This is a genomic window from Limnobaculum allomyrinae (assembly GCF_016649425.1).
Classification (GTDB): domain Bacteria; phylum Pseudomonadota; class Gammaproteobacteria; order Enterobacterales; family Enterobacteriaceae; genus Limnobaculum; species Limnobaculum allomyrinae.
In genome coordinates this window covers 147,937-172,687 of sequence record NZ_JADRCR010000005.1, presented here as the reverse complement: position 1 = coordinate 172,687, position 24,751 = coordinate 147,937, and the positions used below count along the sequence as shown (strand labels likewise).

Annotated in this window: 21 protein-coding genes; 10 read left to right on the top strand and 11 right to left on the bottom strand. The window is 46.5% G+C overall.

The genetic code is table 11. From position 1 onward, the window contains the following. Positions 1 to 211 precede the first annotated feature (211 nt). The 3 genes from I2494_RS11290 to I2494_RS11280 all read left to right on the top strand — a co-directional run bounded on the left by I2494_RS11290 (position 212) and on the right by I2494_RS11280 (position 3,685). Positions 212 to 1,591, top strand: coding sequence for an MFS transporter (locus I2494_RS11290; protein ID WP_218466912.1), 1,380 nt, complete (start codon positions 212 to 214; stop codon positions 1,589 to 1,591). 48 nt (positions 1,592 to 1,639) lie between these two features. Further along, positions 1,640 to 2,650: a luciferase-like monooxygenase gene (locus tag I2494_RS11285; protein ID WP_218466913.1), complete on the top strand. Its 1,011-nt coding sequence runs from the start codon at positions 1,640 to 1,642 to the stop codon at positions 2,648 to 2,650. A gap of 78 nt (positions 2,651 to 2,728) precedes the next feature. Then, complete coding sequence (locus I2494_RS11280) at positions 2,729 to 3,685, top strand: D-2-hydroxyacid dehydrogenase (protein ID WP_218466914.1); 957 nt, start codon at positions 2,729 to 2,731, stop codon at positions 3,683 to 3,685. A gap of 55 nt (positions 3,686 to 3,740) precedes the next feature. On the opposite strand, the gene yedF is transcribed toward I2494_RS11280, so the two are convergent. From yedF to rpsO, 8 genes are all read right to left on the bottom strand, one after another. Continuing rightward, entirely contained in the window at positions 3,741 to 3,986 is a 246-nt protein-coding gene (yedF, locus tag I2494_RS11275) for a sulfurtransferase-like selenium metabolism protein YedF (RefSeq protein WP_218466915.1), read from the bottom strand. Beyond that, on the bottom strand, positions 3,983 to 5,206 hold the full coding sequence (gene yedE / locus I2494_RS11270; protein ID WP_218466916.1) for a selenium metabolism membrane protein YedE/FdhT: 1,224 nt from the start codon (positions 5,204 to 5,206) through the stop codon (positions 3,983 to 3,985). Before yedE ends, yedF begins: the two co-directional genes overlap by 4 nt. 296 nt (positions 5,207 to 5,502) lie before the next feature. Further along, entirely contained in the window at positions 5,503 to 6,261 is a 759-nt protein-coding gene (locus I2494_RS11265; RefSeq protein WP_218466917.1) for a hypothetical protein, read from the bottom strand. Positions 6,262 to 6,492: 231 nt separating this feature from the next. After that, a complete protein-coding gene (locus I2494_RS11260) occupies positions 6,493 to 8,406 on the bottom strand; it encodes a DEAD/DEAH family ATP-dependent RNA helicase (protein ID WP_218466918.1) in 1,914 nt (637 codons plus the stop codon). After that, entirely contained in the window at positions 8,399 to 8,470 is a 72-nt protein-coding gene (gene yrbN / locus I2494_RS20695) for a protein YrbN (protein ID WP_407656544.1), read from the bottom strand. Before yrbN ends, I2494_RS11260 begins: the two co-directional genes overlap by 8 nt. A gap of 107 nt (positions 8,471 to 8,577) precedes the next feature. Continuing rightward, positions 8,578 to 9,465, bottom strand: coding sequence for a lipoprotein NlpI (nlpI, locus tag I2494_RS11255; RefSeq protein WP_218466919.1), 888 nt, complete (start codon positions 9,463 to 9,465; stop codon positions 8,578 to 8,580). Positions 9,466 to 9,616: 151 nt separating this feature from the next. Further along, positions 9,617 to 11,737 (bottom strand): polyribonucleotide nucleotidyltransferase, encoded by a 2,121-nt coding sequence (gene pnp, locus I2494_RS11250; protein WP_218466920.1) that lies wholly within the window; start codon positions 11,735 to 11,737, stop codon positions 9,617 to 9,619. Positions 11,738 to 12,012: 275 nt separating this feature from the next. Continuing rightward, positions 12,013 to 12,282, bottom strand: coding sequence for a 30S ribosomal protein S15 (gene rpsO, locus I2494_RS11245; RefSeq protein ID WP_047779836.1), 270 nt, complete (start codon positions 12,280 to 12,282; stop codon positions 12,013 to 12,015). Positions 12,283 to 12,707: 425 nt separating this feature from the next. On the opposite strand from rpsO, the gene I2494_RS11240 reads away from it, so the two are divergent. From I2494_RS11240 to I2494_RS11210, 7 genes are read left to right on the top strand one after another with little or no spacing between them, the layout of a single operon-like run. Further along, a complete protein-coding gene (locus I2494_RS11240; protein WP_228350929.1) occupies positions 12,708 to 13,517 on the top strand; it encodes a BPSS1780 family membrane protein in 810 nt (269 codons plus the stop codon). 40 nt (positions 13,518 to 13,557) lie between these two features. Beyond that, complete coding sequence (locus I2494_RS11235) at positions 13,558 to 14,253, top strand: RDD family protein (RefSeq protein ID WP_218466921.1); 696 nt, start codon at positions 13,558 to 13,560, stop codon at positions 14,251 to 14,253. Continuing rightward, positions 14,250 to 15,248, top strand: coding sequence for a stage II sporulation protein M (locus I2494_RS11230; RefSeq protein WP_218466922.1), 999 nt, complete (start codon positions 14,250 to 14,252; stop codon positions 15,246 to 15,248). Before I2494_RS11235 ends, I2494_RS11230 begins: the two co-directional genes overlap by 4 nt. Further along, positions 15,238 to 16,767, top strand: coding sequence for a DUF4129 domain-containing protein (locus I2494_RS11225; RefSeq protein WP_218466923.1), 1,530 nt, complete (start codon positions 15,238 to 15,240; stop codon positions 16,765 to 16,767). Before I2494_RS11230 ends, I2494_RS11225 begins: the two co-directional genes overlap by 11 nt. Before the next feature lie 2 nt (positions 16,768 to 16,769). Next, positions 16,770 to 18,029: a DUF4350 domain-containing protein gene (locus tag I2494_RS11220; protein WP_218466924.1), complete on the top strand. Its 1,260-nt coding sequence runs from the start codon at positions 16,770 to 16,772 to the stop codon at positions 18,027 to 18,029. Next, the gene (locus I2494_RS11215; RefSeq protein ID WP_218466925.1) at positions 18,019 to 19,038 is read left to right on the top strand and encodes an AAA family ATPase; all 1,020 of its coding nucleotides are present in this window, start codon (positions 18,019 to 18,021) and stop codon (positions 19,036 to 19,038) included. Before I2494_RS11220 ends, I2494_RS11215 begins: the two co-directional genes overlap by 11 nt. Beyond that, positions 19,035 to 20,339, top strand: coding sequence for a DUF58 domain-containing protein (locus tag I2494_RS11210; RefSeq protein ID WP_218466926.1), 1,305 nt, complete (start codon positions 19,035 to 19,037; stop codon positions 20,337 to 20,339). The genes I2494_RS11215 and I2494_RS11210 overlap by 4 nt, the downstream gene beginning before the upstream one ends. Positions 20,340 to 20,652: 313 nt before the next feature. On the opposite strand, the gene truB is transcribed toward I2494_RS11210, so the two are convergent. The 3 genes from truB to infB all read right to left on the bottom strand — a co-directional run bounded on the left by truB (position 20,653) and on the right by infB (position 24,744). After that, positions 20,653 to 21,600, bottom strand: coding sequence for a tRNA pseudouridine(55) synthase TruB (gene truB / locus I2494_RS11205; protein ID WP_218466927.1), 948 nt, complete (start codon positions 21,598 to 21,600; stop codon positions 20,653 to 20,655). Further along, a complete protein-coding gene (gene rbfA / locus I2494_RS11200; RefSeq protein ID WP_130590296.1) occupies positions 21,600 to 22,001 on the bottom strand; it encodes a 30S ribosome-binding factor RbfA in 402 nt (133 codons plus the stop codon). Before rbfA ends, truB begins: the two co-directional genes overlap by 1 nt. 70 nt (positions 22,002 to 22,071) lie before the next feature. Next, positions 22,072 to 24,744, bottom strand: a complete 2,673-nt coding sequence (gene infB / locus I2494_RS11195) for a translation initiation factor IF-2 (protein ID WP_218466928.1) — start codon at positions 24,742 to 24,744, stop codon at positions 22,072 to 22,074. Positions 24,745 to 24,751: the final 7 nt, after the last annotated feature.

Genomic DNA, 24,751 nt, shown 5'->3' with positions numbered 1-24,751 from the left:
CGACTGAGTGCGCTGTCGCTACTCCACCCTAAATCTTGTCGTTATCTCAATCTTTATCAGAAATATAAAGCAATTCACCCGGCTTACTACTATTCTATCCAACGCTATAATCCAGTGGTTTAATTAACCTGTGACAGAATAAAAATAACAACAGGCCGTTCGTTTTCAGTTGGACAATTCCGACAATGGACGCGAAGTGATTTGAGGTGATATGAACGATTATGCAATGAGTCCGGGAGAACGCCGGGCAACCTTTGGCTTGGGGTTAGTTTTCTCCCTGCGTATGCTGGGAATGTTTATGGTGCTACCAGTTCTTACTACTCATGGTATGGCACTGGCCGGAGCTACCAAACCGCTAATTGGCCTTGCCATTGGCATCTACGGCCTGACACAGGCAATTTTCCAGATCCCTTTTGGTCTGATTTCCGATCGGGTTGGTCGTAAACCGCTCATCGTTGGCGGACTGTTCATTTTCGCTATCGGCAGCATGATTGCGGCTTTAAGTGATTCCATATGGGGCGTGATTCTGGGACGCGCACTGCAGGGTTCTGGCGCCATTGCTGCCGCGGTTATGGCTCTGCTTTCAGACCTGACCCGGGAACAAAACCGTACTAAAGCCATGGCGTTTATTGGCGTCAGCTTTGGTATTACTTTTGCTATTGCGATGGTACTTGGGCCTATTGTGACCCACGCTTTTGGCCTTAATGCGCTGTTCTGGGGCATCGCCGTACTGGCAATGGTAGGAATAGTGTTAACACTAACGCTGATACCTACCCCTTCCGGCCACGTATTAAACCGGGAATCCGGTATGGTAAAAGGCAGTTTTAGTAAAGTCCTCAGAAACGAACGTTTGTTAAAACTGAATATCGGCATTCTCTGCCTGCATACGTTACTGATGGCAACCTTCCTTGCTCTGCCGGTGGCGATGGAAAATGCCGGTTTTATGCCTGCGGATCACTGGAAGGTTTATCTGGTCACGATGTTGGTTTCTTTTGTTGCAGTTGTGCCCTTCATCATAATTGCGGAAAAAAAACGCAAAATGAAGCAAGTATTTTTAACCTGTGTCGCACTGCTTCTTATTTCAGAGTCTATACTTTTTTCCAGCGGGCAGCACCTGTGGACTATTTTTGTCGGTGTTCAGCTATTTTTTATCGCTTTCAATATCATGGAAGCCATCTTACCTTCGCTGATAAGTAAAGAAGCACCTGCAGGTTATAAAGGTACAGCGATGGGTGTCTATTCGACCAGCCAATTTATTGGTGTGGCTATCGGCGGAAGTTTGGGTGGATGGTTATTTGGCCTTAACGGGACAAATGCAGTATTTATTGGCTGCGTTGTGCTCTGTACCTTGTGGTTAATGCTCAGCGCCACAATGAAGCAACCACCTTATGTCAGCAGCCTACGCATTGAATTATCAGAAACAGCGTTGCAAGACGGTCTGTTAGAAAGCTACCTGAAAATGGTTGCCGGTGTAAATGACGTCGTTATTGTGCCGGAAGAACAGTCCGCTTACGTAAAAATCGATTCGGGTAAAACTAATCGAGCCAAATTGGAACAGTTAATCAGTTCGTATCACTCTCAACCGGCGTAATCCGGGGGGATAATCTATTAAATAATAGCGATAACGGAGATTACCAGCATGTCTAATTCTTCCAGCGTACCACTTTCAGTGCTTGACCTTTCCCCCATTGTTCAGGGTGGCACTATTCCTCAGGCATTCACTCGCTCAAAAGAGCTGGCCATTCTGGCAGAACGTCTTGGTTATCATCGCTACTGGATGGCCGAACACCATAACATGGCGGGTATCGCCAGTTCCGCGACTTCCGTACTGGTCGGTTATATTGCCGGAGCGACGTCAACCATTCGTGTCGGTGCCGGGGGTGTGATGTTGCCTAACCATTCACCGTTGGTGATTGCCGAGCAGTTTGGCACACTGGCATCTCTCTATCCTAATCGTATCGATTTAGGTTTAGGGCGTGCACCGGGTACCAATCAGGAAACGGCACAAGCTCTGCGTCGTAATGACCATGACGCTTCAGAGAATTTTCCGGCCAATATTGCCGAGCTGACCGGTTATTTTGATGATGAAAAACCTACCCAGACCATAAAGGCAATTCCGGGTCAGGGATTACGCGTTCCCGTCTGGCTATTAGGTTCAAGCCTGTACGGCGCTCAACTGGCTGCGCGTCTGGGACTACCTTACGCTTTCGCTTCCCACTTTGCGCCCGATATGATGCTACAGGCGCTTGAATTATATCGCCGTGAGTTCAAACCATCCGCCGACTTGAAAAAACCTTATGCTATGGTCTGTGTTAATGCCATTGCCGCTGATACCAGTGCTGAAGCAGAGTATATGTTTACCTCTTTACAACAGCACTTTGTCAACATGTTGCGTGGAACGCCGGGCCCACTACCTCATCCGGTAGAAGACATTAATTCTGTGGTGGCCAAACATGAGCTTTATAGCGCTAACCATACGTTGAGCCTGTCAATTATCGGTGATAAAAATGGTGTACGTACCGGATTGCAAAATTTACTGAAAGAGACCGGTGCAGATGAGATTATGATTAACGGACAGATATTCGATCATCCTGCTCGTATGCGTTCTTTTGAACTGATTGCGGAAATTTCTGCTGATTTAGCTAAATAACCTTTAAAAATGTCAATAATCAGCGATAGGAGCAAACATTATTATCACTTTCTACATTAATGGACGTTCTGGTGAATTATGAAAATAGTTATCTTAGATGGTCATACCCTTAATCCGGGCGATATATCCTGGACCGATCTTGAGCAATTGGGTCAGTTAACCGTTTACGATCGCACTCCGGCAGAACTCATCGTCGAACGAATCGGAGATGCTGACATTGTCTTAACCAATAAGACGCCGCTTAGCCAGCAGACCATTGAGCAATGTCGCTCAATTAAAATGATTGGTGTATTAGCCACCGGTTATAACATTGTTGATGTTAAAGCGGCTCGTCAGAGAGATATCCCGGTATGCAATGTACCCAGTTACAGTACCATGGCTGTCGCTCAGCTCAGTACTGCTTTACTAATGGAACTCTGTCATCACGTAGGCGAGCACAGCAGTGATGTGCGCTCCGGCGGTTGGGCAAGAAGTATCGATTTTTGCTACTGGCATTCACCGCTTATTGAACTGATGGGGAAAAAGTTAGGTCTGATTGGCTATGGCCAGATTGGATCAGCCTTTGCCAAAATAGCTCTGGCCATGGGTATGGAAATTCTGGTGTATACCCCAAGCCAGAAAAAGAGTATTGAGCAGCCTAATTTGCGTGTCGTTATGTTAGACCAACTGTTGGCAGAGTCGGATGTGATTAGTTTGCATTGCCCGTTGACTGAACAAAACACCGGCCTGATTAATCAGAGCAATATCGCCAAAATGAAGAATGGTGTAATGCTGATTAACACCTCGCGTGGTGGATTAATTGTCGAACAAGATCTGGCTGATGCGTTGAACAATGGAAAAGTTGCTGGTGCCGGGTTGGATGTACTGTCCACCGAGCCACCGTCAGAAACGAATCCATTGCTCAATGCCCGTAACTGCATTATCACTCCTCATATCGCCTGGGCACCTAAAGAAGCTCGCCTGCGTCTGATGGAAATTACGGTAAACAATCTGAAGCATTTCATTGCCGGTAAGCTACAAAACGTGGTGAATTAAGTCTGATGCATTAATGGGGCAATGTGAACCATCACCATTGCCCCACTATTTTCTGTTATTTTCTGATTAAATAACGAATGGTTGGCCCATCCTGCTGAATATCCAACACTTCATAGCCATGGTTTTTGGCATCAAGAGGGATATTATTAATGGATTGCGGGCAATCACTGATCACTTCCAGAACTTCCCCTGACTTCAACTGAGGCATCGCTTCCAGTGTTGCTACCGCAGGATAGGGACAAGGCTCACCTACCATATCTAAACGGTAATCCGGAACTATATTTGGGTTATCCTGACTCATGCGGGTTCCTTACTGGTGTTAAGAGAAATGGCGCTTTGGGCATTCTTTTTGGCAAAAAAGTGCTTCTCCCACCACAACATGGCTGCAAAGGCTAAACCCAGCAGAATATAGGTCACTAACAGGCCGCCATAAGGGCCAAAGGTATCAAGCAGGTTTACCTTGTCATAATTGGTTGCCAGCGCGGGAGCTATATCATCCCAATAATAGGCCAGAATAGTCGCACCAATAACGTTACCGATGCCTACCCACCAATAGTGAACTTGCCCTTCAACTGCACGGTACATCCAGCCAGTTTCACAACCACCGGCTAAGACAATACCGAAACCAAACAGTAATCCACCCAATACTGCATTTGGCCCGGCCCACATAATTTTTGGATGAGCCCCCATCTGAACATAGCTGAAGATCCCAATTGCGCTCACCGCCATACCGATAATAATGGCTTTCGCCATATGGGTACGTCCGGTGATCCACAGGTCGCGAAAAGCCGAGGTGAAGCAGATTTGGGCTCGTTCAATCAACAAACCAAACCCCAAGCCAAACAGCATTGCAATTCCCAGCTTAGGACTACTGGTAATCTCCACCATTCCCCAGATAACCATCACCAGGAAGATAATCATACCAATACGAAAGCGACGACGAGCCTGTACAGGTTTTTGAGTCAATGGTGATGCGGCACTGACCTTTTGCAATTTGACCGGAATGCGAAATATTGGCAACAGAGTAAAACGAGCGCCAAAATAAGAACCCACTGCCGTAGCCAACGCAAAGAACCAGGCATGCAGTGAAAACTGAGGAATACCGGTAAAGAAAGCCGCCAGGTTACAGCCCATCGCTAAACGAGCACCAAAACCGGCAATAATGCCTCCCAGTACCGCCTGGAAAATACGGATACGATGCTGTGGTAAACGCAGTTTAATATTATTGGCCCATAGCGCCGCAGCGATACAGCCACCAAACATACCAATAATCATCATGCCATCAATGCGATCCAGTGGCGTTCCTTCAAGACCTATCACCTTGAAATAACCCCACTGTTGAGGATCGGCACCGAATAGCTGGGCTATATGACCACCCCAGCGAGTGAATTCGCCGGTGACCGCCCAAAATGTGCCGGTTAAGCCAAAATAATAAGTAGAAAGAATACCTGCTGCAATAACCGCAGGGAGAGGTGCCCAGAATTTTATTAAATACTGGGTTTTAAAATCTTGCCAACGCATAGATTTCTTATCCTTGAAAAAATTATTTTAAATAAATAATTGTTCTCAATAGTGATAAATCAATCTTAATCAGGAACAGTATCAGCACTTGCCAGCCAGAGGGCGACAAACAAGATAAGAATTGATGTATTGCAGTATTAAGTAACGAACAGGCACTGAGCTGTTAACATCAGAGCCGCGCTATTTTACCCAATAACATGTAAAAAAACCGTGATAATTTTGTGTTATTCAGAAAAATTGACGTCCATAAAAAAAACGGCACTGAGGCCGTTTTTTTACTCTTGTCACCGTAAACCTTATTTCAGCAATTCAGCAACTTTTGGCGTGAAGTAATCCACATTCAGATAGTGTTCCTGCCCCATAAGCTGACCGCTACCATACCAATTAATCCCACCCAATCTCAGACTCAACCCATTAATATCATAGTTAAATACATAACCGTTTGAACTGGTGAAAGTAAATTGATTGTTCTGCATTTGTAACAGATTGAAATTTAATCCATTATGGAAATAGGCCTGAACTCGCTCCATATATACTGGCGCTAATAAACCAAACAGACGAGTGATTTCAGTGCGGTAAGCTTCAACCGTTAGATTCTCTGGTAAAATCCGGGCAATCAAAGCAAACACATCTACGTTGGCTAATGCAACCGCCAGCTTAGTCGTTAATGAGGCATTCAAACGTTCCTGATTAATCGAGAACTCTTGCTTACCATCTTTATTATCATCAGATTTATCTGCCGCAGGCTCCAAAAACTCACCAAAATTAGGTGGAATTAAAACTGTTGAAGCAATATACGCAGCACATGCTGCATCTTGCTCAGGGCGACGCTCACCGACAAATAGTGAAAATGCTTTATCATTAGAGGTATCAATGACATTTTCTTTTAAATAGTTTGCTGCTTCTTCAGCTGTTTTTTCGCCGCGAACTAATGCACATAATACATTCATATGCCCATCATGACGGCCACCACCAAAAGTCGGGGCTGAAGCTAATACAGTACTTTGAATAATAGGTAATGCCGGAATAGGTAAAACGTTTTTTTCTGTGTTCATGTGGTAATTATCCGTAAATTAAAAACAAATTAAATAAAACCTTTCACCTCATTATATGCAGGAGTCGGTTTAATATCAGATTAAATCCATTAATAATGACAATAGGTGAATACTCCTATTTATATAATAGCATAATAAAAAAAAGCACCTGATGAGAGTACTCACAGGTGCTTTTTATGTAATCTTTAATGAATCAAGGCTTACAAACCTTTACCCATGTATTTTTACATCTTATTCATTACCAGAATATGAACGACGACGTGGGGCACTGTTACCACCTTCACGGCTACCAGCTTCACGACGTGGGCCACGGGATTGACCATCACGACCCCGGCCTGCGCCACCGTTGCCGGAAGAACGACGTTCACCATTAAAAGGACGACGCTCACCACCTGCTGCCGGGGCACCATCACGACGACCACCGCCACCACGACGAGGTTCACTGGCAGGTGCATCACCCATCAGTTGCATATTCAATGGTTTATTCAGTACGCGAGTCTTGGTGAAGTGCTGTAACAGCTCTCCAGGCATACCTTTTGGCAACTCGATCGTTGAATGAGTGGCGTACAGTTTGATGTTACCAATGTAACGGCTGCTGATATCCCCTTCGTTGGCAATAGCCCCAACGATATGACGGACTTCAACACCATCATCACGACCCACCTCAATACGGTACATCTCCATTTCACCCACATCACGACGTTCGCGACGTGGTGGAGCTTCACGGCTGTTACTGCTATCACGTTCACGACGACCAAAACGATCGTTACTGCCACGATCGTCACGATCGCGCATTTCACGACGAGGACGACGGTCAACTGGCGCATCCGGTGGCAAAATTAATGGACGTTCGCCCTGAGCCATCTTCAACAGTGCAGCGGCCAGTGTTTCAATATCCTGCTCTTCCGCTGGCTGTAATTTAGCCAACAGCGCACGGTATTGATCCAGATCGCTACTTTCCAGTTGCTGACTAACGCGTGTAGCAAACTTCTCTAAACGACGCTTACTTAGCAAGTCACCTGAAGGTAAATCAACTTCAGGAATGGTAATTTTCATCGTACGTTCAATGTTGCGCAGTAAACGACGTTCACGGTTCTCAACGAACAGTAATGCACGACCAGCACGACCAGCACGACCGGTACGACCGATACGGTGAACATAGGACTCTGAATCCATCGGGATATCATAGTTTACTACCAGGCTGATACGCTCAACGTCCAGACCACGAGCAGCAACGTCAGTCGCAATCAGAATATCCAGACGGCCATTCTTCAGGCGCTCCAGTGTTTGTTCACGCAGAGCCTGGTTCATATCACCATTTAACGCGGCGCTGTTATAGCCACTACGCTCTAACGCTTCAGCAACTTCCAGCGTGGCATTTTTGGTACGAACGAAAATAATCGCCGCATCAAAATCTTCCGCTTCAAGGAAACGAACCAGCGCTTCATTCTTACGCATACCGTATACCGTCCAGTAACTCTGGCTGATATCTGGTGTATTCACTACGCTGGACTGAATGCGAACTTCTTGTGGATCCTTCATGAAACGACGGGTAATACGACGAATCGCTTCCGGCATCGTTGCAGAGAACAGTGCGGTCTGATGTTCAGCCGGGATCTGCGCCATGATGGTTTCAACGTCTTCGATGAAGCCCATACGTAACATTTCGTCAGCTTCATCCAGCACTAAACCTTTCAGCTTAGATAAATCTAAAGTACCACGTTTCAGGTGGTCTAACAGACGACCAGGGGTTCCCACTACAATTTGTGGGCCCTGACGTAAAGCGCGCAGCTGCACGTCATAGCGCTGACCGCCGTACAGAGCAACAACGCGAACACCCGACATATTTTTAGCATATTCAGTACAAGCTTCCGCTACCTGAACCGCTAATTCGCGGGTTGGAGCCAATACCAGAACCTGCGGACAGGCCATATCAGCTTGAATATTGTTAAGAAACGGCAATGCGAATGCCGCTGTTTTACCGCTACCGGTTTGCGCCATGCCCAATACATCGCGACCTTCCAGTAGGTGTGGAATACAAGCCGACTGAATCGGGGATGGTTTTTCATATCCCATATCGGTCAATGCTTTTAATAAAGGTGCTGATAAGCCTAAATCAGCAAAAGAGGTTTCTATCTCAGACATGTACACGTGCCTCACTAAAAATGGCGGCCAGTCTACATACCTTATTGAGAAAATACTCAGTCATTTTCATTTAAAAGTGTGAACCAGCTCAAATTAGATTAAAAAACGAACAGAAAAACCGCCCTCGTTTGTCATTAAGACACGCAAGGCCGCTTTGACTTAATCGTCAGTCTATTTTTTATCCGATTCTGATAGGTCGTCTTGCTCTAGCCCGAACAAGGCTAATTCCAACAGTGCATAGCGGTGCTCAACAAAGTTATGTACATTGTTGGCAACCGTCAGTTTGAACAACGCCACGGCGGTGTTCTTGTCCCCCAGACTCAGGTAGTGTTTACCTAAATAGAAGTCAGTTTCACTGAGATGCTCAGCGAGCGAAGTGTTATCCGTTGCTTCTGCCTGTAAGCGGCTAACCAGCGTTTTTTCGCTGATGTTACCCAGGTAGAACTCCACAATATTCCAGCCCCACTCTCCTCGTTCAGCCTTAGCATAACGCTCTTTAAGAGCCTTTTTTGCTTTGCCTGAATCAATCTCTTTTTCAGCTAAATACAGCCACAGAGACCGGAAAGGATCGTTAGGGTCGTCATGATAAAACGCCAGCAGATCATCCTGCGCTAAAATGTAGCGACCGCCATAATACAAGGCAATCCCTCGGTTTAAACGCGCGTAGTTATAAGTTGGATCAAGCTCTAATACAGAATCAAACGCATCATAAGCAGCATCAAAGTTGCCGCCCTGCGTCAGATATATTCCTAAGTAATTGAATGCCTCTGGAATATCAGGACGAATCATTAACGCTTGCGAAAAGTCATTACGTGCTAATGCCCGCAGTCCAAGACTGTCGAACAGTACGCCACGTTCATACAATAGCTGCGCTCTTTCATCACCTGATAAGACCTGACTTGCAAGGATTTGTTCCATGCGTGCCAGCATCACTTCCTGTTGCAGCGTTGGCTGCAATGGAATTGCCAAAACGCCATATTTACGCCCTTCAAGGCTGCTACATCCTGTTAACAGAATGGCTGTTGCAACAATGTAGCACCAGCGCAAAATAGGCTTCATTTCAACTCCCGGAGACAAACATGGGATAGGTATCCTACCATCCACTTGCTTTTACACAAGAACTCCCTGTCCCAGTCATACACATGGTGACTTGTTATTATACAACAACAAGACACCATGTAATTAATTACAGTAATAATAAATATTACCGTTATTGCTCTTCAGATGCCGCTGGAGCGTCTTGACTTGGCGCGGTCGCTTCTTTAATGCTTAAGCGAATACGGCCTTGACGATCAACTTCCATCACTTTCACCTGAACTTCCTGACCCATTTGCAGGTAATCTGATACTTTCTCTACGCGCTTATCCGCGATTTGAGAGATATGAACCAGACCTTCTTTACCGCCAACGATGGATACGAAAGCACCAAAGTCAACGATACGGGTCACTTTACCGGCATAAACGCGATTAACTTCAACATCAGCGGTGATTTCTTCAATGCGGCGAATAGCGTGTTTCGCTTTATCACCGTCAACTGCAGCAATCTTCACTGTGCCATCATCTTCGATTTCGATAGTTGTACCGGTTTCTTCAGTCAGAGCACGAATTACCGCACCACCTTTACCGATCACATCCTTGATTTTCTCAGGATTAATCTTGATGGTGTGAATACGTGGTGCAAACTCAGAAATATCACCACGAGGTGCAGAAATAGCTTGTTCCATCACGCCAAGAATGTGCAGACGAGCACCTTTAGCCTGATTCAGAGCTACTTTCATGATCTCACGGGTAATACCTTCAATTTTAATATCCATCTGCAGCGCAGAGATACCTTCACGGCTACCGGCTACTTTAAAGTCCATATCACCTAAGTGATCTTCATCACCCAGGATATCTGACAGAACAACAAAGTTTTCATCATCTTTTACCAGACCCATTGCGATACCCGCAACGGCAGCTTTAATTGGCACGCCTGCGTCCATCAGTGCTAATGAAGCACCACAAACAGAAGCCATTGAAGATGAACCGTTAGATTCAGTAATTTCTGATACCACACGAACGGTATACGGGAATTCAGTCTGGTCAGGCATCACAGCCAATACGCCGCGTTTAGCCAGACGACCATGACCAATCTCACGACGCTTCGGTGAACCAACCATACCGGTTTCACCTACAGAGTACGGAGGGAAGTTATAATGGAACAGGAAGCTGTCGGTACGTTCACCGGTCAACTCATCAATGTTTTGTGCATCACGGGCAGTACCCAGCGTTGCCACAACCAGTGCCTGAGTTTCACCACGGGTAAACAGCGCTGAACCATGGGTACGTGGTAATACGCCTGTGCGTACATCTAATCCACGAATCATATCTTTTTCACGGCCATCGATACGTGGCTCACCGCGTAATACGCGACTACGAACCACGTTCTTCTCGATGCTGCCCAGCATGTCGCCGATTTCGCTTTGGTTTAAGTCTGCATTCTGTTCTAACAGGGCTGCAACTACGTCTGCTTTAATCACGTCGATTTGAGCATAACGTTCTTGTTTATCAGTAATACGGTAAGCATCACCTAAGCGAGCAGAAGCTAACGCTTCAACCTGAGCATACAGCGCCTGATTAGTTTCAGGTGCTTGCCATTCCCACTTAGCTTTACCCGCTTCTGCTGCCAGCGCATTGATGTTATCAATCACAACTTGCTGTTGCTCATGACCAAACATAACGGCACCCAGCATTTGTTCTTCGCTCAGTAATTCTGCTTCTGATTCAACCATCAATACTGCGCTTTGAGTACCTGCAACCACCAGATCCAGACGGCTCTCTTTCAGCTCATCGGTAGTTGGGTTCAGAACATATTGATCGTTAATATAACCGACGCGTGCCGCTCCAATTGGGCCATTGAATGGAATACCTGACAGCACTAATGCTGCAGAAGTACCAATCATTGCCACGATATCCGGGCTAACTTGTGGGTTAACAGAAACTACGGTCGCGATAACCTGAACTTCATTCAGGAAACCTTCAGGGAACAGAGGACGAATCGGACGGTCAATCAGACGAGCAATCAGTGTTTCACCTTCGCTAGGACGACCTTCACGACGGAAAAAACCACCCGGGATACGACCAGCAGCGTAAGTACGCTCTTGATAGTTAACGGTTAATGGGAAGAAAGATTGACCTTCTTTTGCTTTTTTCGCGCCCACAACAGTAACGAATACTGCGGTGTCATCAACGTTTACCATCACAGCAGCCGTTGCCTGACGAGCCATCATACCGGTTTCTAACGTCACGGTATGTTGACCATACTTAAATTTACGAACAATCGGATTTAGCAAGCTATTTTCCTTTATTTTCATACGGGTCCATCAAGCATTTGCTTCGACAGACTAACTTTAACTTTCTTCTGACTGCATCCTCGCGACTAATGAAAATCCTGATTTAACAGAGTATTGGTCATAAAAATAACCGCTACCACATCAATACTTTCATTAGCCGCGCGAATCTCTGCACCAGAAGGCCCAAAAATCAGCGTTCTATGATACTGCTATTTAACGTCTAATCCTAGAAGAAAGGGGCCACATTTGGCCCCTTTCTCCTGAAACTCATCGACTTAGCGACGCAGACCCAGACTTGCAATCAGTTGAGTATAGCGTGAGCTGTCTTTACGCTTCAGATAGTCCAGCAGCTTACGACGCTGAGAAACCATACGCAGCAGACCACGACGGCTGTGGTGATCTTTTTTGTGCTCGGAGAAATGGCCTTGCAGGTGGTTAATTTGTGCAGTCAGCAGGGCTACCTGAACTTCTGGTGAACCACTGTCGTTTGCGCCACGACCATACTCAGCAACAATTTTAGCTTTCGCTTCAACACTTAGAGACATTATAGAACTCCAACTCTTAGATATAAATAAAACAGGCGCCGATCTCTAATTCAGCCACCCAATGCATAAGCCGATATATACTACTCCCCGCTCTGCCATATAGCAAGCCAGCGAACAAGTTAGGCACTAAAAATTATTTAACAAACGCCAATAACCATTAACTATCACAACTACTAACAATTTACACCGCAATCTAACTATTAACCAGCTAATGACTTTTAGGGAAAAGAGTGGGCAAATATATCAAAAACACGCAAATTCCCTTTTCATAAAATCGCTTGGCGAGTATGATTATCGTTCCTCAACCCCCCGCTATATTTGATTTTTTTGGGTGCTGAGGGCCTTGGCTGAAATAATTTTTTAAATATATGGATTTGGTCAATACTTTATAGACCATAAACTCCCTAAGGAAAGAGAAACATACTATGACTCAACAAGACCATAACCCTTACACACCACCAGAATCTAACGTCGAAGACGTAGCAGTGGTACTTGATAAAGCTGGTGAAACCTTTATCCCTGGCGGTCAAGCTGTTCCTGCCGGTGAAGGCGTTAATTGGATTACTCAAGCCTGGAACTTCATGAAACCTAAATTAGGTATGTGGGTTGTTCTGGGTATCGTTCTGTTTGTAATTCTCATGATTGTTAGTTTCATCCCATTCCTGAACATCTTAACTGCCGTTATTATGCCAATTTTCGTTGGTGGCATTATTGCTATCTGTGAAAAGCAACGTATGACGGGTGAAGTTGACCTTGGCTTATTGTTCTCCGGTTTCCAAAAGAATCTGGGTTCGCTGCTGGGTGTTGGCGCTATCATGTTCGGTATCATGATTCTGGCGATTATTGTGATGTTCGTTGTTGGCGGTAGTGCTATGCTGGCAATGGCTGTGGGTTCACAAGCAGGTGGCGATCCATCAATGGCAATGGCTGGCGCAAGCGGCGGTATGATGTTCCTGGCCTTCCTGTTAATGATGGTTATCTATCTGGTTGGTTATGCATTAACCTGGTTTGCTCCTGCTCTGATCGTGGTGCACAACCTGCCTTTAGGTCAGGCTGTTTCTATGAGCCTGTCTGCGGTTAAAAAGAACATTGTTTCAGGCCTGCTGTTCTTCCTGGTAATGGGTATCATCATGTTCATTTCAGCCTTACCTTTTGGTTTAGGTCTGTTAATCACCATGCCTCTGTTCCTTGCTACGTACTACACGACTTACCGTAGTCTGTTTATTGCTAAGTAATTTTCAGAGATAAAGCCGGGCTTCTGCCCGGCTTTAATATATGATGCTTGATACGGTTCGTGACATCACTACACCGGAGCTGATTGAAATCCGATTGCACCCTGCCGGATTTCTGCCCCGTGGTTTCGCTTTTTTTATTGATACCATCTTACGATGGCTATTAATGCTGCTTATCGCAATACCTTCCATGTTTATTGGTGATTTAGGTATTGGGCTATTTCTGATTTCAATTTTCCTTATTGAATGGTTTTACCCGGTCTTTTTCGAAGTCGTATTTAAAGGAAAGACACCCGGTAAACGTCTGGTTGGCTTAAAAGTACTTAACGATAATGGAACCCCAATTAGTTTAAGTGCTTCTATCATTCGTAATTTTCTACGTTTTGCTGATTTCTTCCCACTTTTCTATCTGTTTGGTCTGATATCCATGTTGACCAATAAAGAGTTCCGTCGTCTGGGAGATATCGTCGCAGGCACCATGGTGGTTTATACCGAACCTGCCGCCAGACGCTTTAGCGTGCCGGAAGCAATGCCGGTTCCACCTGATTTTCCACTGTCGCGCGGCACACAAAAAACCATTGTCTCTTTCGCTGAACGTTCAGTTGGTTTGACTAAACCCAGACAAGAAGAGCTGGCGGCACTGTTGCCACAATTATCACAAACCATACACCCGCAAGAGCCTCAGGGTGCGGCACGCCTTATCAGCATTGCTAACTTCTTGATAGGACGCAAACCATGAAGCAGGAACGCTTCGAAGCATTACATCAGGCAGAATGGGAAGCCTTCGAAAACTGGTTAGGCCACCATCTGAGAATTATAAAAAATCAGGATGGGTCTGCATCTCCGCAACCTTTTGCCAACCATGAGATGCCACAGCGCTATCGAAATCTTTGCCAACATTTATCTATCGCTCGCGATCGTGGTTATAGCTTGCTGTTGGTTGAGCGATTACACAATTTGGTTCAATCAGGACATGACATCTTATATCGTACCAACAGTGGTATAAGTGGTCGAATGTTGAACTATATCGCCGGTGGATTTGCCGCCGACCTGCGAGCCAATCTCCGTTGGGTGCTTCTCTCTGCGCTTCTTATTATTGGGCCGTGGATGATTATGATGGTGATTATTCGCCTGTGGCCTGATTTTATCTACGTGGTTATTGCCCCTGATGATATTCATCAGATGGATGATATGTACAACGGTGACGATGCCTTTGACTATGGCGCCAGTATCCTGCGTGATTCTGGCTCTAACTGGAAGATGTTTGGTTTCTACATTTATAACAATATTAGCATTGCCTTCAGGGCTTTTGCCGGTGGCCTGCTGGCTGGTTTAGGTACGGTATACACTCTGGTATTTAATGGCATCCACATGGGAGCCATCGAAGCCCGGTTGGTTAATATTGGTGCCGGGCGCAACTTTTATTCGTTTGTTCTTGGTCATACTGCATTTGAAATTGGTGGAATAATCATTTCTGGTGCCACCGGATTAAAGCTGGGCTGGAGTTTAATTATGCCTGGCCGTCTGAGTCGCCCTGATTCATTAAGAACCACAGCGCGTTCAGTGTTGGGTCTGATTTGTGGTAGCGGCATCATGTTACTGATAGCCGCGATGATTGAAGCATTCTGGTCACCGCATAATTTCCCTCTACCAATAAAAATTGCTGGTGGTGTCTTTACGCTACTTCTGTTGCTTGGCTATTTTATTTTTACAGGGCGTCGCCATGCGTCTTGATCGTTTAGCCATTGTGCTACGTACCAGACCTGCCAATGAGGCCATTGATTTAGGCGTTCGCATGGCAATGCACTGGTTCAAGCCTCTCTATATTGCGTGGTTATGCTTTTCGTTACCGGTGATTGGCCTGCTGTTTAGTTTGTCCTATTGGGCTGAATTTAGTTATACCGCTATCTATCTGCTGATTTGGTGGATAAAACCAATGCTTGACCGTATGGCGCTGTTTGTTATTAGCAGGGCGGTGTTTGGCTCTGCCCCAACCTTACGTCAAAGCATGAAGGCGATTCCTACATTACTATTCAAAACCCGGTTAATTCGAGCTCTCACCTGGGCCCGTTTCTCACCTTATCGCTCATTGACGCTCCCCGTTGATGTGCTTGAAGGTGTTAAAGGCCGCAATGCCAAAATAAGACGCAAAGCGATTTCAAACTACATTGGTATTAATGCTGCCGTATTAACGCTGTTTGGTTTTGTGGTAGAAAAGATTTTTCCTGTCTGTGCTATTGCATTCGTCGCCATGATATCTATTGATAACAATAGCTATAGCGACGATCTGCTAAAAGATCTGTGGTTTAACAATGTTAGTTACCACTCACTGATGGCTCTGGGATTCTATATTCTTGGCATTTTATTGTGGGAACCTATCTACGTTGCCGCTGGTTTTTCTCTTTATTTAAAGAGACGCAGTGATATCGAAGCCTGGGATATTGAACTGGAATTTCGCAAAATAGAAAAACGAAGCCGTATTGCTTCGTCGACTCTGTTTGCTGCTATGTTGCTTGTGTTGACCCTAGGTATCTCTGGCTACCCTTCTCACAGTTATGCCAGCCAAAACAATTCAACCGTCAGACAAGAAACGATTAATGATGCTCCTGAAAAATTACAACAAATACTGAAACAACCAGAGTATGGCGGTAAAGAAGTCAGAAAGCGTCTGAAGTTTATGCAAGAAAAGAAGGTGAAGAAGCCCAATAAAAAACCGGATTTCTCACCGCCTCCTGTTTCAGCCAATCCTAACAGTGCATTAGTTGCTTTAACGGGCGCTGGCCAATGGATGCTCTGGGGAATACTGGCTCTGGTGGTCATTGCTATTGCCTATTTTATTATTATTCGATTACCCGATATGCGGGGGCAAAAAGGTCAGAAAGAGGCTCCTCCGGCACAAATTGCCGGATTGGATATTCAACCCGAATCTTTGCCTGAGAATATCGCTGAAGTTGCCCTGTCGATGATTCATTCCGGCGATTTGCGTTCTGCCCTCAGCCTGCTATTTCGCGGTTCGTTATCGGTGCTTGCACATCGGGATCGGGTGATGTTTCGCTCTTCTGACACCGAACAGGACTGTATCCGTTTAGTCAAACGCGCAGAACTTAACAGTGCAGATTTTTTTATCAAGCTAACTCAGCTCTGGCTGGCACAGGCTTACGCACATCGTTCTCCTGATATAACAAAACTGGAACAACTGTGCCGGGAATGGCCAACTCACTATGATCATCAATCTCAGTGGGAGGCCAGCTAATCATGTCAGCAGATAATATGAAAAAGAGCAGCAACCCATGGCCGATTTTGGCGATTATTTTTGCCGTTATTGCCGGGCTGGCAATTTACTACTATCAGCAACTTGAGTGGGAAGAACGAGAAGTTACCACACCACCCAGTTGGAAAGTTATCGCCAATAATTACTACACCGCAGAACAATTGCTAAATAAGTCCGGCTATCAGGTCAAGACCGTTGGTGATTCGTTGTCATTGAATAAGCTACCGGCAAAATCAACCCTGGTGTTATTCAATCCTGATGGCTTACTTAAAGAACCTACACAAAAAAGTAAACTGATGGACTGGGTTAGTAACGGAGGCCATCTGGTTATTGCTCCTCTCGAAGATAAAAACAGCGTCGACCTGCAGGAACTGTTTGATATTTATCTGAAGGATGAATGTGATGACGATGATAAATGCAAAACCGCAAAAGCGCCGGTTGAGCTGGTTACGGTTAAATTGCCGGAAAAAGAGACAAAGAATGATACGCCAAACCAAAAACAGGATGGTGTACCCATCGTATTTGAAAAAGACAAAATGGTGGCTGATGTCGCTGATACACCTCGTTTTTACGTAGACTGGAAAACCACAGAAAACGTTCCGGAATCACCGAAAAGCGAATGGGATATTATCAGCCGCTTTCAGTTTGAACAGGGTTGGGTTACGGTTGCACCACTCAATCTGTTTGGCAATAACACTATTAAGCAATATGACCATGCCAAACTCTGGCTACATATCGCCACATTGCCAGACCGAAATGACACCCTCTACCTGGTTCGTTATGCCACATTACCAAATTTGTTAAGCTGGCTGGTCGAACATGCGCTTTACACATTACTGGCATTTGGGCTTTGCGTTTTACTGGTGTTATGGCGCTATATTCCTCGTTTTGGTGCACTGATTCCTACGCCGCCACCTGCCCGTCCCAGCCTTACCGAACATTTAAGGGCCGTTGCTGACTTCCATCTGAATAATTACGACTATGAACGACTGGTTGCGCCATTGAGGGAAGAGGTGTTACGCCTGCTGCAACCGTTGCGCATTCAGTACCCAGGCAGACGTAGCGACGCTCAACTTATTGAACATATTACTCATTATGACATCGGGCTTATTACTCAGGCGATGGAAGGGGAGGTTCAGCACCTGAACCAATTTACCCAGTCTACCCAAACCCTGTGCCTGCTGATTGACCGATTAAACTCACTGCAAAGCAGTTCGAGTAGGAGACTAAACTATGGAATTTAACTCAACGGATAACTACTTTTCACCATCTGTTGCGGTACCTGCTATCCCGACTACCCCTCAGGATGCAACGAATATTGTTCTGCGTATTCAGGAACAGATCCGTAAGGTATTTATTGGTCAGGAACAGGTTGTAGAACAAATCCTTTGCGCCCTGCTGGCTGGCGGTCATGTGCTGCTCGAAGGGGTTCCGGGGCTGGGGAAAACTTTACTGGCTAAAGCGCTGGCGCAGGCCTGTAGCTGTCATTCATCACGTATCCAATTTACTCCGGATTTGATGCCTGCCGACGTCACCGGCCATATGTTTTATGACATGAAGGCATCTGAATTTGTGGTGCGTCGTGGCCCGGTATTTACCAACCTGATGCTGGCGGATGAAATTAACCGGGCTCCGGCAAAAACTCAGGCCGCGTTGTTGGAAGTTATGCAGGAAGGTCAGGTTACGATTGAAGGAGAAACGGCTCTGCTTTCTCCTCCTTTTTTAGTGATTGCGACTCAAAACCCGATCGAGCAGGATGGAACCTATGCCCTGCCGGAAGCTCAGCTGGACAGATTTTTACTTCATGTGATGTTTGACTACCCTACCGAGCAGGAAGAGCTGGCATTAGTGGCCGCCAGCACCTTTGAGCGCGTTGGCGATCGTCTGGACGTTGATAAAATCGAAGCGGTTGCCAGCCCGGAAATGATTGTTGCCTTGCAAAAAATTACTGCGTGTATTCGGGTTGATGACAGTGTGCTGAATTATGCATTAAGTATTGTCAGAACAACACGTAACTGGCCGGGTATCAGCACTGGTGCTGGCCCACGCGGTGGTATCGCGTTAATTCGTTCCTCCCGCGCCAGTGCCATACTGGCAGGGCGTGACTTTGTTACTCCTGATGATGTGAAACAACAAGCAATACCGACATTACGTCACCGTATTGCACTCTCACCCGATGCTGAAATTGAAGGCCTGACGGAAGAGCATATCCTCAACCGTTTGCTAGACCAAATTGAGGCTCCACGCAGATGATTCTGCCTTCTAACCGGCTACTGGTACTTGGAGGTCTTTGGTTCTGTGGGTCAATTCCCGCAGCGATCGTACCTTCTCTGTTTCCTGTCTGGCTGATAGGTGGCGCTGCACTTCTGCTGCTGGTTACTCTGGATGCCATCGGCTTATACCGACAACCATTGCCGGTTATTGAACGTGAAGTTGCCGGCAGTTTACCGCAGACCATCTGGCGTAATGTGACCTTATATGTCACTTCTCAGGTATCCGTGCGGCAAAAAATTCAGTTAAAAGATAGTCCGCCAGAAAAGTGTGAATACGATGACAGAACTATTCATCTGATACTTACACCGCCACAAATTTCTCAGGTCGTTTACCGGATCAAACCGTTAATGCGCGGTGATTTATGGTTTGGTCACGTTCATTTACGTCTGTTTTCACCTTTGCAATTATGGCAACGTCAGGCATTAGTTGGTTCAACACAAAAAGTCAGTGTTTTTCCAAACTTTGCACCTATCACTCAAATGGCACTACAAACTACCATTACTCAGGCAGGTATGGGATTTCATAAATTCCGTAAACGCGGTCAGGGTATGGAGTTTGAGCAATTACGTGAATACCGTAGTGGTGATGCCATGCGGCAAATCGACTGGAAAGCCACCACCCGAATGAGAAAAATGATCTCTCGGGAATATCAGGATGAACGCAATCAACGCATTATCATGATGCTGGACTGTGGACGCCGTATGGGTGCCAGTGAAGGTGAGCTGATGCATTTTGACCATGCGTTAAATGCCGTGTTGCTGCTCTCCTATGTTGGGCTACGCTATGGTGACTCCGTCGGTTTAATAACCCTGGGTGGCCCGGAGCGGTATTTACCGCCGGTTCGCTCAGTTAATGCCATCAACCGGGTGCTGCATGAGGTGTACGACCTGCAACCTACTCTGTCCAGTAGCGATTTTGAAGTTGCTGCCCAGTCACTGATTACCCGGGAACGTAAGCGCTCGCTAGTCGTACTGTTTACCAACTTAAGAGATGAAGATGAACAGAGCCTGCTGGCGGCGGTAAAACTACTAAGCAAGCGCCATCTGGTGCTGGTTGCCAGCCTGCGAGAAACCGAACTGGATAATGCCGCTTCTATACCAATTAATAATCAACAGGATGCAGCACTGCGAGCCGCAGCGGCGAGCTATCAATCTAAGCGTCAGGCGGTATTAACGCGATTGCGTAGCGCGGGTGTACTTTGTCTGGACGTTCAGCCGCAGCAGTTGGCGGTTGAGAGTGTGAATCGGTACCTGGCGATTAAGGCGGCGGGGCAATTATAGTGGGAATTATGTGGTTAATGGTTCCACTTTAAATTAGCTTCTGAGAATATTCCGGCCGTAAAATCCATGTACTCATATCACTAAAGTGCTCGGCCGGAAGACCATCGGTACTTAGCATCGGAGAGCTTCGGGCCTAGCCCGCCCAGGGGCAGTTATGAAACACCTCGCGGTGTTTCACCCTGACGGGCCAGCGCTAGCGCTGTTCAAACAGGCCTTCGCCTGTTTGTCGTTGGCTTACGCCAAGTCGACCCCAACGGCGGTCTCTCCCTCAGTTTGAGTTTCTAACTAACTCAAAACGTGGAAACATATTCTCTCATTCAACCGGGTTTTCAACTACCAGACGGCGGGGAGCTACGCGGCCATCGTCGTCGATTTGGCCGACGCCGATAAATTCGCGTTCATCGCCTACGGTAATGCGCACTAATCCACTACGTGGAGCGCCGGCGGCTTGTACTGCTTGCCCCTGTTTAACGTATACGCCCATTACAGGTAATAGATTAACTTCAGGGAAGTCAGCAACAGCGCTGTCCATTGGTAGCAGCAGTGGATCTAAATCCTCAGCCGGAGCGCGTTCTTCCGCCTGCGCGTTATTAACAATTTGCTCAAGCTGAGTCAGCGTTACCATTCGTTTTGTTGGATAGTCAGCCACATTCAGACGGCGCAAGAAAATCACATGGGCACCGCAGCCCAGTAACTCACCTAAATCGTCAACGATGGTGCGGATGTAAGTACCTTTAGAACAGTGAATTTCCAGCTCCAGCTCATTACCTTCCCAGCGAATAAATTTCAGTTCATACACCGTAATTTTTCGGGATTCGCGTGGAACGTCAATACCCTGACGGGCATATTCATACAGCGGTCGCCCTTGATATTTCAATGCGGAATACATTGATGGGATCTGGTCTGATTCGCCGCGAAAACTCTCCAGCGCGCTATCAAGCTGAGCCTGAGTAAAATTAACCGGACGTTCAGAAATGATAGCGCCATCAGAATCAGAGGTATCGGTTCGTTGTCCTAACCGAGCGATCACCCGATAACGTTTATCCGCATCCAATAAGAATTGGGAGAATTTGGTCGCCTCTCCCAGACAAATTGGCAACATACCGGTAGCCAGTGGATCCAACGCACCAGTATGTCCCGCCTTATTGGCGTTGAAAATACGTTTTACCTTCTGCAAAACGTCGTTAGAGCCAATACCAGTCGGCTTATCCAGTAACAAAACACCGTGTATATCGCGACCGCGACGACGAGGACGTCCCATTACTCTTTTTCCTCATCCTCACCGGCAGCAGCACGGCGCTCGGCATCGTTCTTCACTACGCTGGTAACCAGGTTTGACATACGCATACCTTCCACCAGTGAATTATCATAAGCAAAGGTCAACTCAGGAATAACCCGCAGACGCATCGCCTTTCCTAACAGGGAACGAATAAAACCAGATGCATCATGTAAGGCTTTCAGGCCGCCAGCAATAGCGTCTTCGTCGTTGTCATTCAGGAAAGTCACGAATACTTTGGCATAGGCCAGATCCCGTGACAGCTCTACACCAGAAACCGTTGCCATTCCAATGCGCGGATCTTTTACTTCGCGCTGTAAAATGATGGCAATCTCTTTTTGCATCTCCTGAGAAACGCGCTGAGTACGGCTAAATTCTCTTGCCATAAATATATTCTCCAAAACAATGAGGGGGGCGCCAGGCCCCCCAAATGGATACTACTTTAAGCCATCAGAATTAAGCGATAGTACGCTGAATCTCGATAACTTCAAACACTTCAATCAGGTCGCCAACGCGAACATCATTGTAGTTTTTCACGCCAATACCACATTCCATACCGTTACGTACTTCGCTGGCATCATCTTTGAAGCGGCGCAGAGATTCCAGCTCGCCTTCATAGATAACCACGTTGTCACGCAATACGCGGATTGGGTTATGACGTTTAACAATACCTTCAGTTACCATACAACCTGCGATGGAACCAAACTTCGGTGAACGGAATACGTCACGCACTTCAGCCAGACCAATGATCTGCTGTTTGTATTCAGGTGCTAACATACCGCTCATGGCTTGTTTCACTTCGCCAATCAGGTCATAAATAACCGAGTAGTAACGCAGATCCAGGTTCTCAGCTTCGATAACTTTACGCGCAGAAGCATCCGCACGAACGTTGAAGCCTAAGATGATTGCGTTAGAAGCTGCTGCCAGAGTAGCATCAGTTTCAGTAATACCACCTACGCCTGAACCAACAATTTTCACTTTCACTTCATCAGTAGACAGGTTCAGCAGTGATTCACAAATCGCTTCGGTAGAACCCTGAACGTCCGCTTTCAGAACGATATTCAGTTCAGAAACATCACCTTCTTCCATGTTCGCAAACATGTTTTCCAGTTTAGACTTCTGCTGGCGAGCCAGTTTCACTTCGCGGTATTTGCCCTGACGATATAAAGCTACTTCACGCGCTTTCTTCTCATCACGAACCACTGTCGCTTCATCACCTGCCGCAGGAACTGCTGACAGACCCAGAATTTCTACTGGAATAGATGGACCGGCTTCATTGATTTCATGACCCACTTCATCACGCATTGCGCGAACGCGACCATATTCAAAACCACAAAGAACGATATCACCTTTACGCAGTGTACCTTCCTGAACCAGAACCGTTGCCACCGGGCCACGACCTTTATCCAGGAACGATTCGATGACTACACCGCTCGCCATACCTTCACGTACTGCTTTCAGCTCCAGAACTTCAGCCTGTAGCAGAATCGCATTCAGCAGGTCATCAATACCGGTACCGACTTTTGCAGAAACAGGAATGAACTGAGTATCGCCGCCCCACTCTTCAGGCAGAACGTTGTGCTGAGACAGTTCGTTCTTAACGCGATCCATATCTGCTTCTGGCTTATCGATTTTGTTCACTGCAACGACTAAAGGAACTTTCGCTGCTTTAGCATGTTGAATAGCTTCGATAGTTTGTGGCATCACGCCATCATCTGCCGCGACGACCAGAACAACGATATCCGTTGCCTGAGCACCACGAGCACGCATTGAGGTAAACGCGGCGTGTCCCGGGGTATCCAGGAAGGTGATCATGCCATTTTCAGTTTCAACATGGTAAGCACCGATATGCTGGGTAATACCACCCGCTTCGCCGGAGGCTACTTTAGTTGAACGGATATAGTCCAGAAGCGATGTTTTACCGTGGTCTACGTGACCCATGATAGTAACAACCGGGGCACGAGGCTCCAGTGCTGCATTGGTATCACGATCGCTCATCAGCGCTTCTTCAAGCTCGTTTTCACGACGCAGAATAACTTTGTGGCCCATCTCTTCAGCAACCAGCTGAGCGGTTTCCTGATCGATAACCTGGTTGATGGTTGCCATGGCGCCCAGTTTCATCATGGTTTTAATAACCTGAGAACCTTTGACTGCCATTTTGTTTGCCAGCTCAGCAACGGTGATGGTTTCACCAATGACTACGTCACGGTTTACTACCTGAGCCGGTTTATTAAAGCTGTGCTGTAATGTGCTTGGCTTACGCTTACCTTTACCACCACGGGTAACGGCACGAGCCTCTTCGCGGTCAGCTTTCGATTCAGAGAGTTTATTCCCTTTCTTCGGCTTACCAGATTTACCACCGCGAGCACGACGATCGCCTTCAACTTTACGATCGTTCTCGTCTTCTGCTTCACGCGCATGATGAGAAGTCGTAACGTGATAATCTTCAGCTACTTCTTCTTCCACAGGTTCAGACGCCCAACGGCCTTCGTTCTCTTCAGCCATTTTGCGTGCTTCTTCTGCTACACGTTTTGCTTCTTCTTCAACTTTGCGCTGCATCTCTTCTTCAGCTTTACGCTTCAGTTCTGCTGCTTCTGCTTCACGACGGGCTTTTTCCGTCTGAGCTGGTTTTTCAGCTTTTTCAGCAGGTTTATTTGTTGTCGCCACTTTAGCTTTCTCTTCTGCCGCTTTCTTAGCAGCTGCTTCACGCTTAGCTTTCTCTTCAGCTTCGCGCTTCGCCTGCTCTTCTGCAGCACGTTTGGCTTTCTCTTCTGCTTCGCGTTGAGCTAATTCTTCAGCTTCGCGAGCGGCCTGTGCTTCCGCTTCCTGAGCTTCTTGTGAGTCACGGTTTACATAAGTACGCTTTTTACGTACTTCAATCTGGACAGATTTACTTTTGCCACCGGTACTTGGAATACTCAGAGTGCTACGGGTTTTACGTTGCAGAGTAAGTTTACTTGGCGCACCACCATGTTCATGGTTTAAATGCGCCAGCAACGTCTCTTTTTCCTGCTGGGTCACGGAGTCCGAGGCAGACTTTTTGATACCTGCATCAGCAAACTGCTGTAACAGGCGGTCTACCGGAGTTTGGATCTCTTCGGCCAGCGATTTTATGGTTACTTCTGACATGCTGTTC

Bases quoted from the DNA above. Each gene is read 5' to 3' on its own strand.
- I2494_RS11290 (WP_218466912.1), top strand. From the start codon at position 212: ATGAACGATTATGCAATGAGTCCGGGAGAACGCCGGGCAACCTTTGGC.
- I2494_RS11285 (WP_218466913.1), top strand. From the start codon at position 1,640: ATGTCTAATTCTTCCAGCGTACCACTTTCAGTGCTTGACCTTTCCCCC.
- I2494_RS11280 (WP_218466914.1), top strand. From the start codon at position 2,729: ATGAAAATAGTTATCTTAGATGGTCATACCCTTAATCCGGGCGATATA.
- yedF (WP_218466915.1), bottom strand. From the start codon at position 3,986: ATGAGTCAGGATAACCCAAATATAGTTCCGGATTACCGTTTAGATATG.
- yedE (WP_218466916.1), bottom strand. From the start codon at position 5,206: ATGCGTTGGCAAGATTTTAAAACCCAGTATTTAATAAAATTCTGGGCA.
- I2494_RS11265 (WP_218466917.1), bottom strand. From the start codon at position 6,261: ATGAACACAGAAAAAAACGTTTTACCTATTCCGGCATTACCTATTATT.
- I2494_RS11260 (WP_218466918.1), bottom strand. From the start codon at position 8,406: ATGTCTGAGATAGAAACCTCTTTTGCTGATTTAGGCTTATCAGCACCT.
- nlpI (WP_218466919.1), bottom strand. From the start codon at position 9,465: ATGAAGCCTATTTTGCGCTGGTGCTACATTGTTGCAACAGCCATTCTG.
- rpsO (WP_047779836.1), bottom strand. From the start codon at position 12,282: ATGTCTCTAAGTGTTGAAGCGAAAGCTAAAATTGTTGCTGAGTATGGT.
- I2494_RS11240 (WP_228350929.1), top strand. From the start codon at position 12,708: ATGACTCAACAAGACCATAACCCTTACACACCACCAGAATCTAACGTC.
- I2494_RS11235 (WP_218466921.1), top strand. From the start codon at position 13,558: ATGATGCTTGATACGGTTCGTGACATCACTACACCGGAGCTGATTGAA.
- I2494_RS11230 (WP_218466922.1), top strand. From the start codon at position 14,250: ATGAAGCAGGAACGCTTCGAAGCATTACATCAGGCAGAATGGGAAGCC.
- I2494_RS11225 (WP_218466923.1), top strand. From the start codon at position 15,238: ATGCGTCTTGATCGTTTAGCCATTGTGCTACGTACCAGACCTGCCAAT.
- I2494_RS11220 (WP_218466924.1), top strand. From the start codon at position 16,770: ATGTCAGCAGATAATATGAAAAAGAGCAGCAACCCATGGCCGATTTTG.
- I2494_RS11215 (WP_218466925.1), top strand. From the start codon at position 18,019: ATGGAATTTAACTCAACGGATAACTACTTTTCACCATCTGTTGCGGTA.
- I2494_RS11210 (WP_218466926.1), top strand. From the start codon at position 19,035: ATGATTCTGCCTTCTAACCGGCTACTGGTACTTGGAGGTCTTTGGTTC.
- truB (WP_218466927.1), bottom strand. From the start codon at position 21,600: ATGGGACGTCCTCGTCGTCGCGGTCGCGATATACACGGTGTTTTGTTA.
- rbfA (WP_130590296.1), bottom strand. From the start codon at position 22,001: ATGGCAAGAGAATTTAGCCGTACTCAGCGCGTTTCTCAGGAGATGCAA.
- infB (WP_218466928.1), bottom strand. From the start codon at position 24,744: ATGTCAGAAGTAACCATAAAATCGCTGGCCGAAGAGATCCAAACTCCG.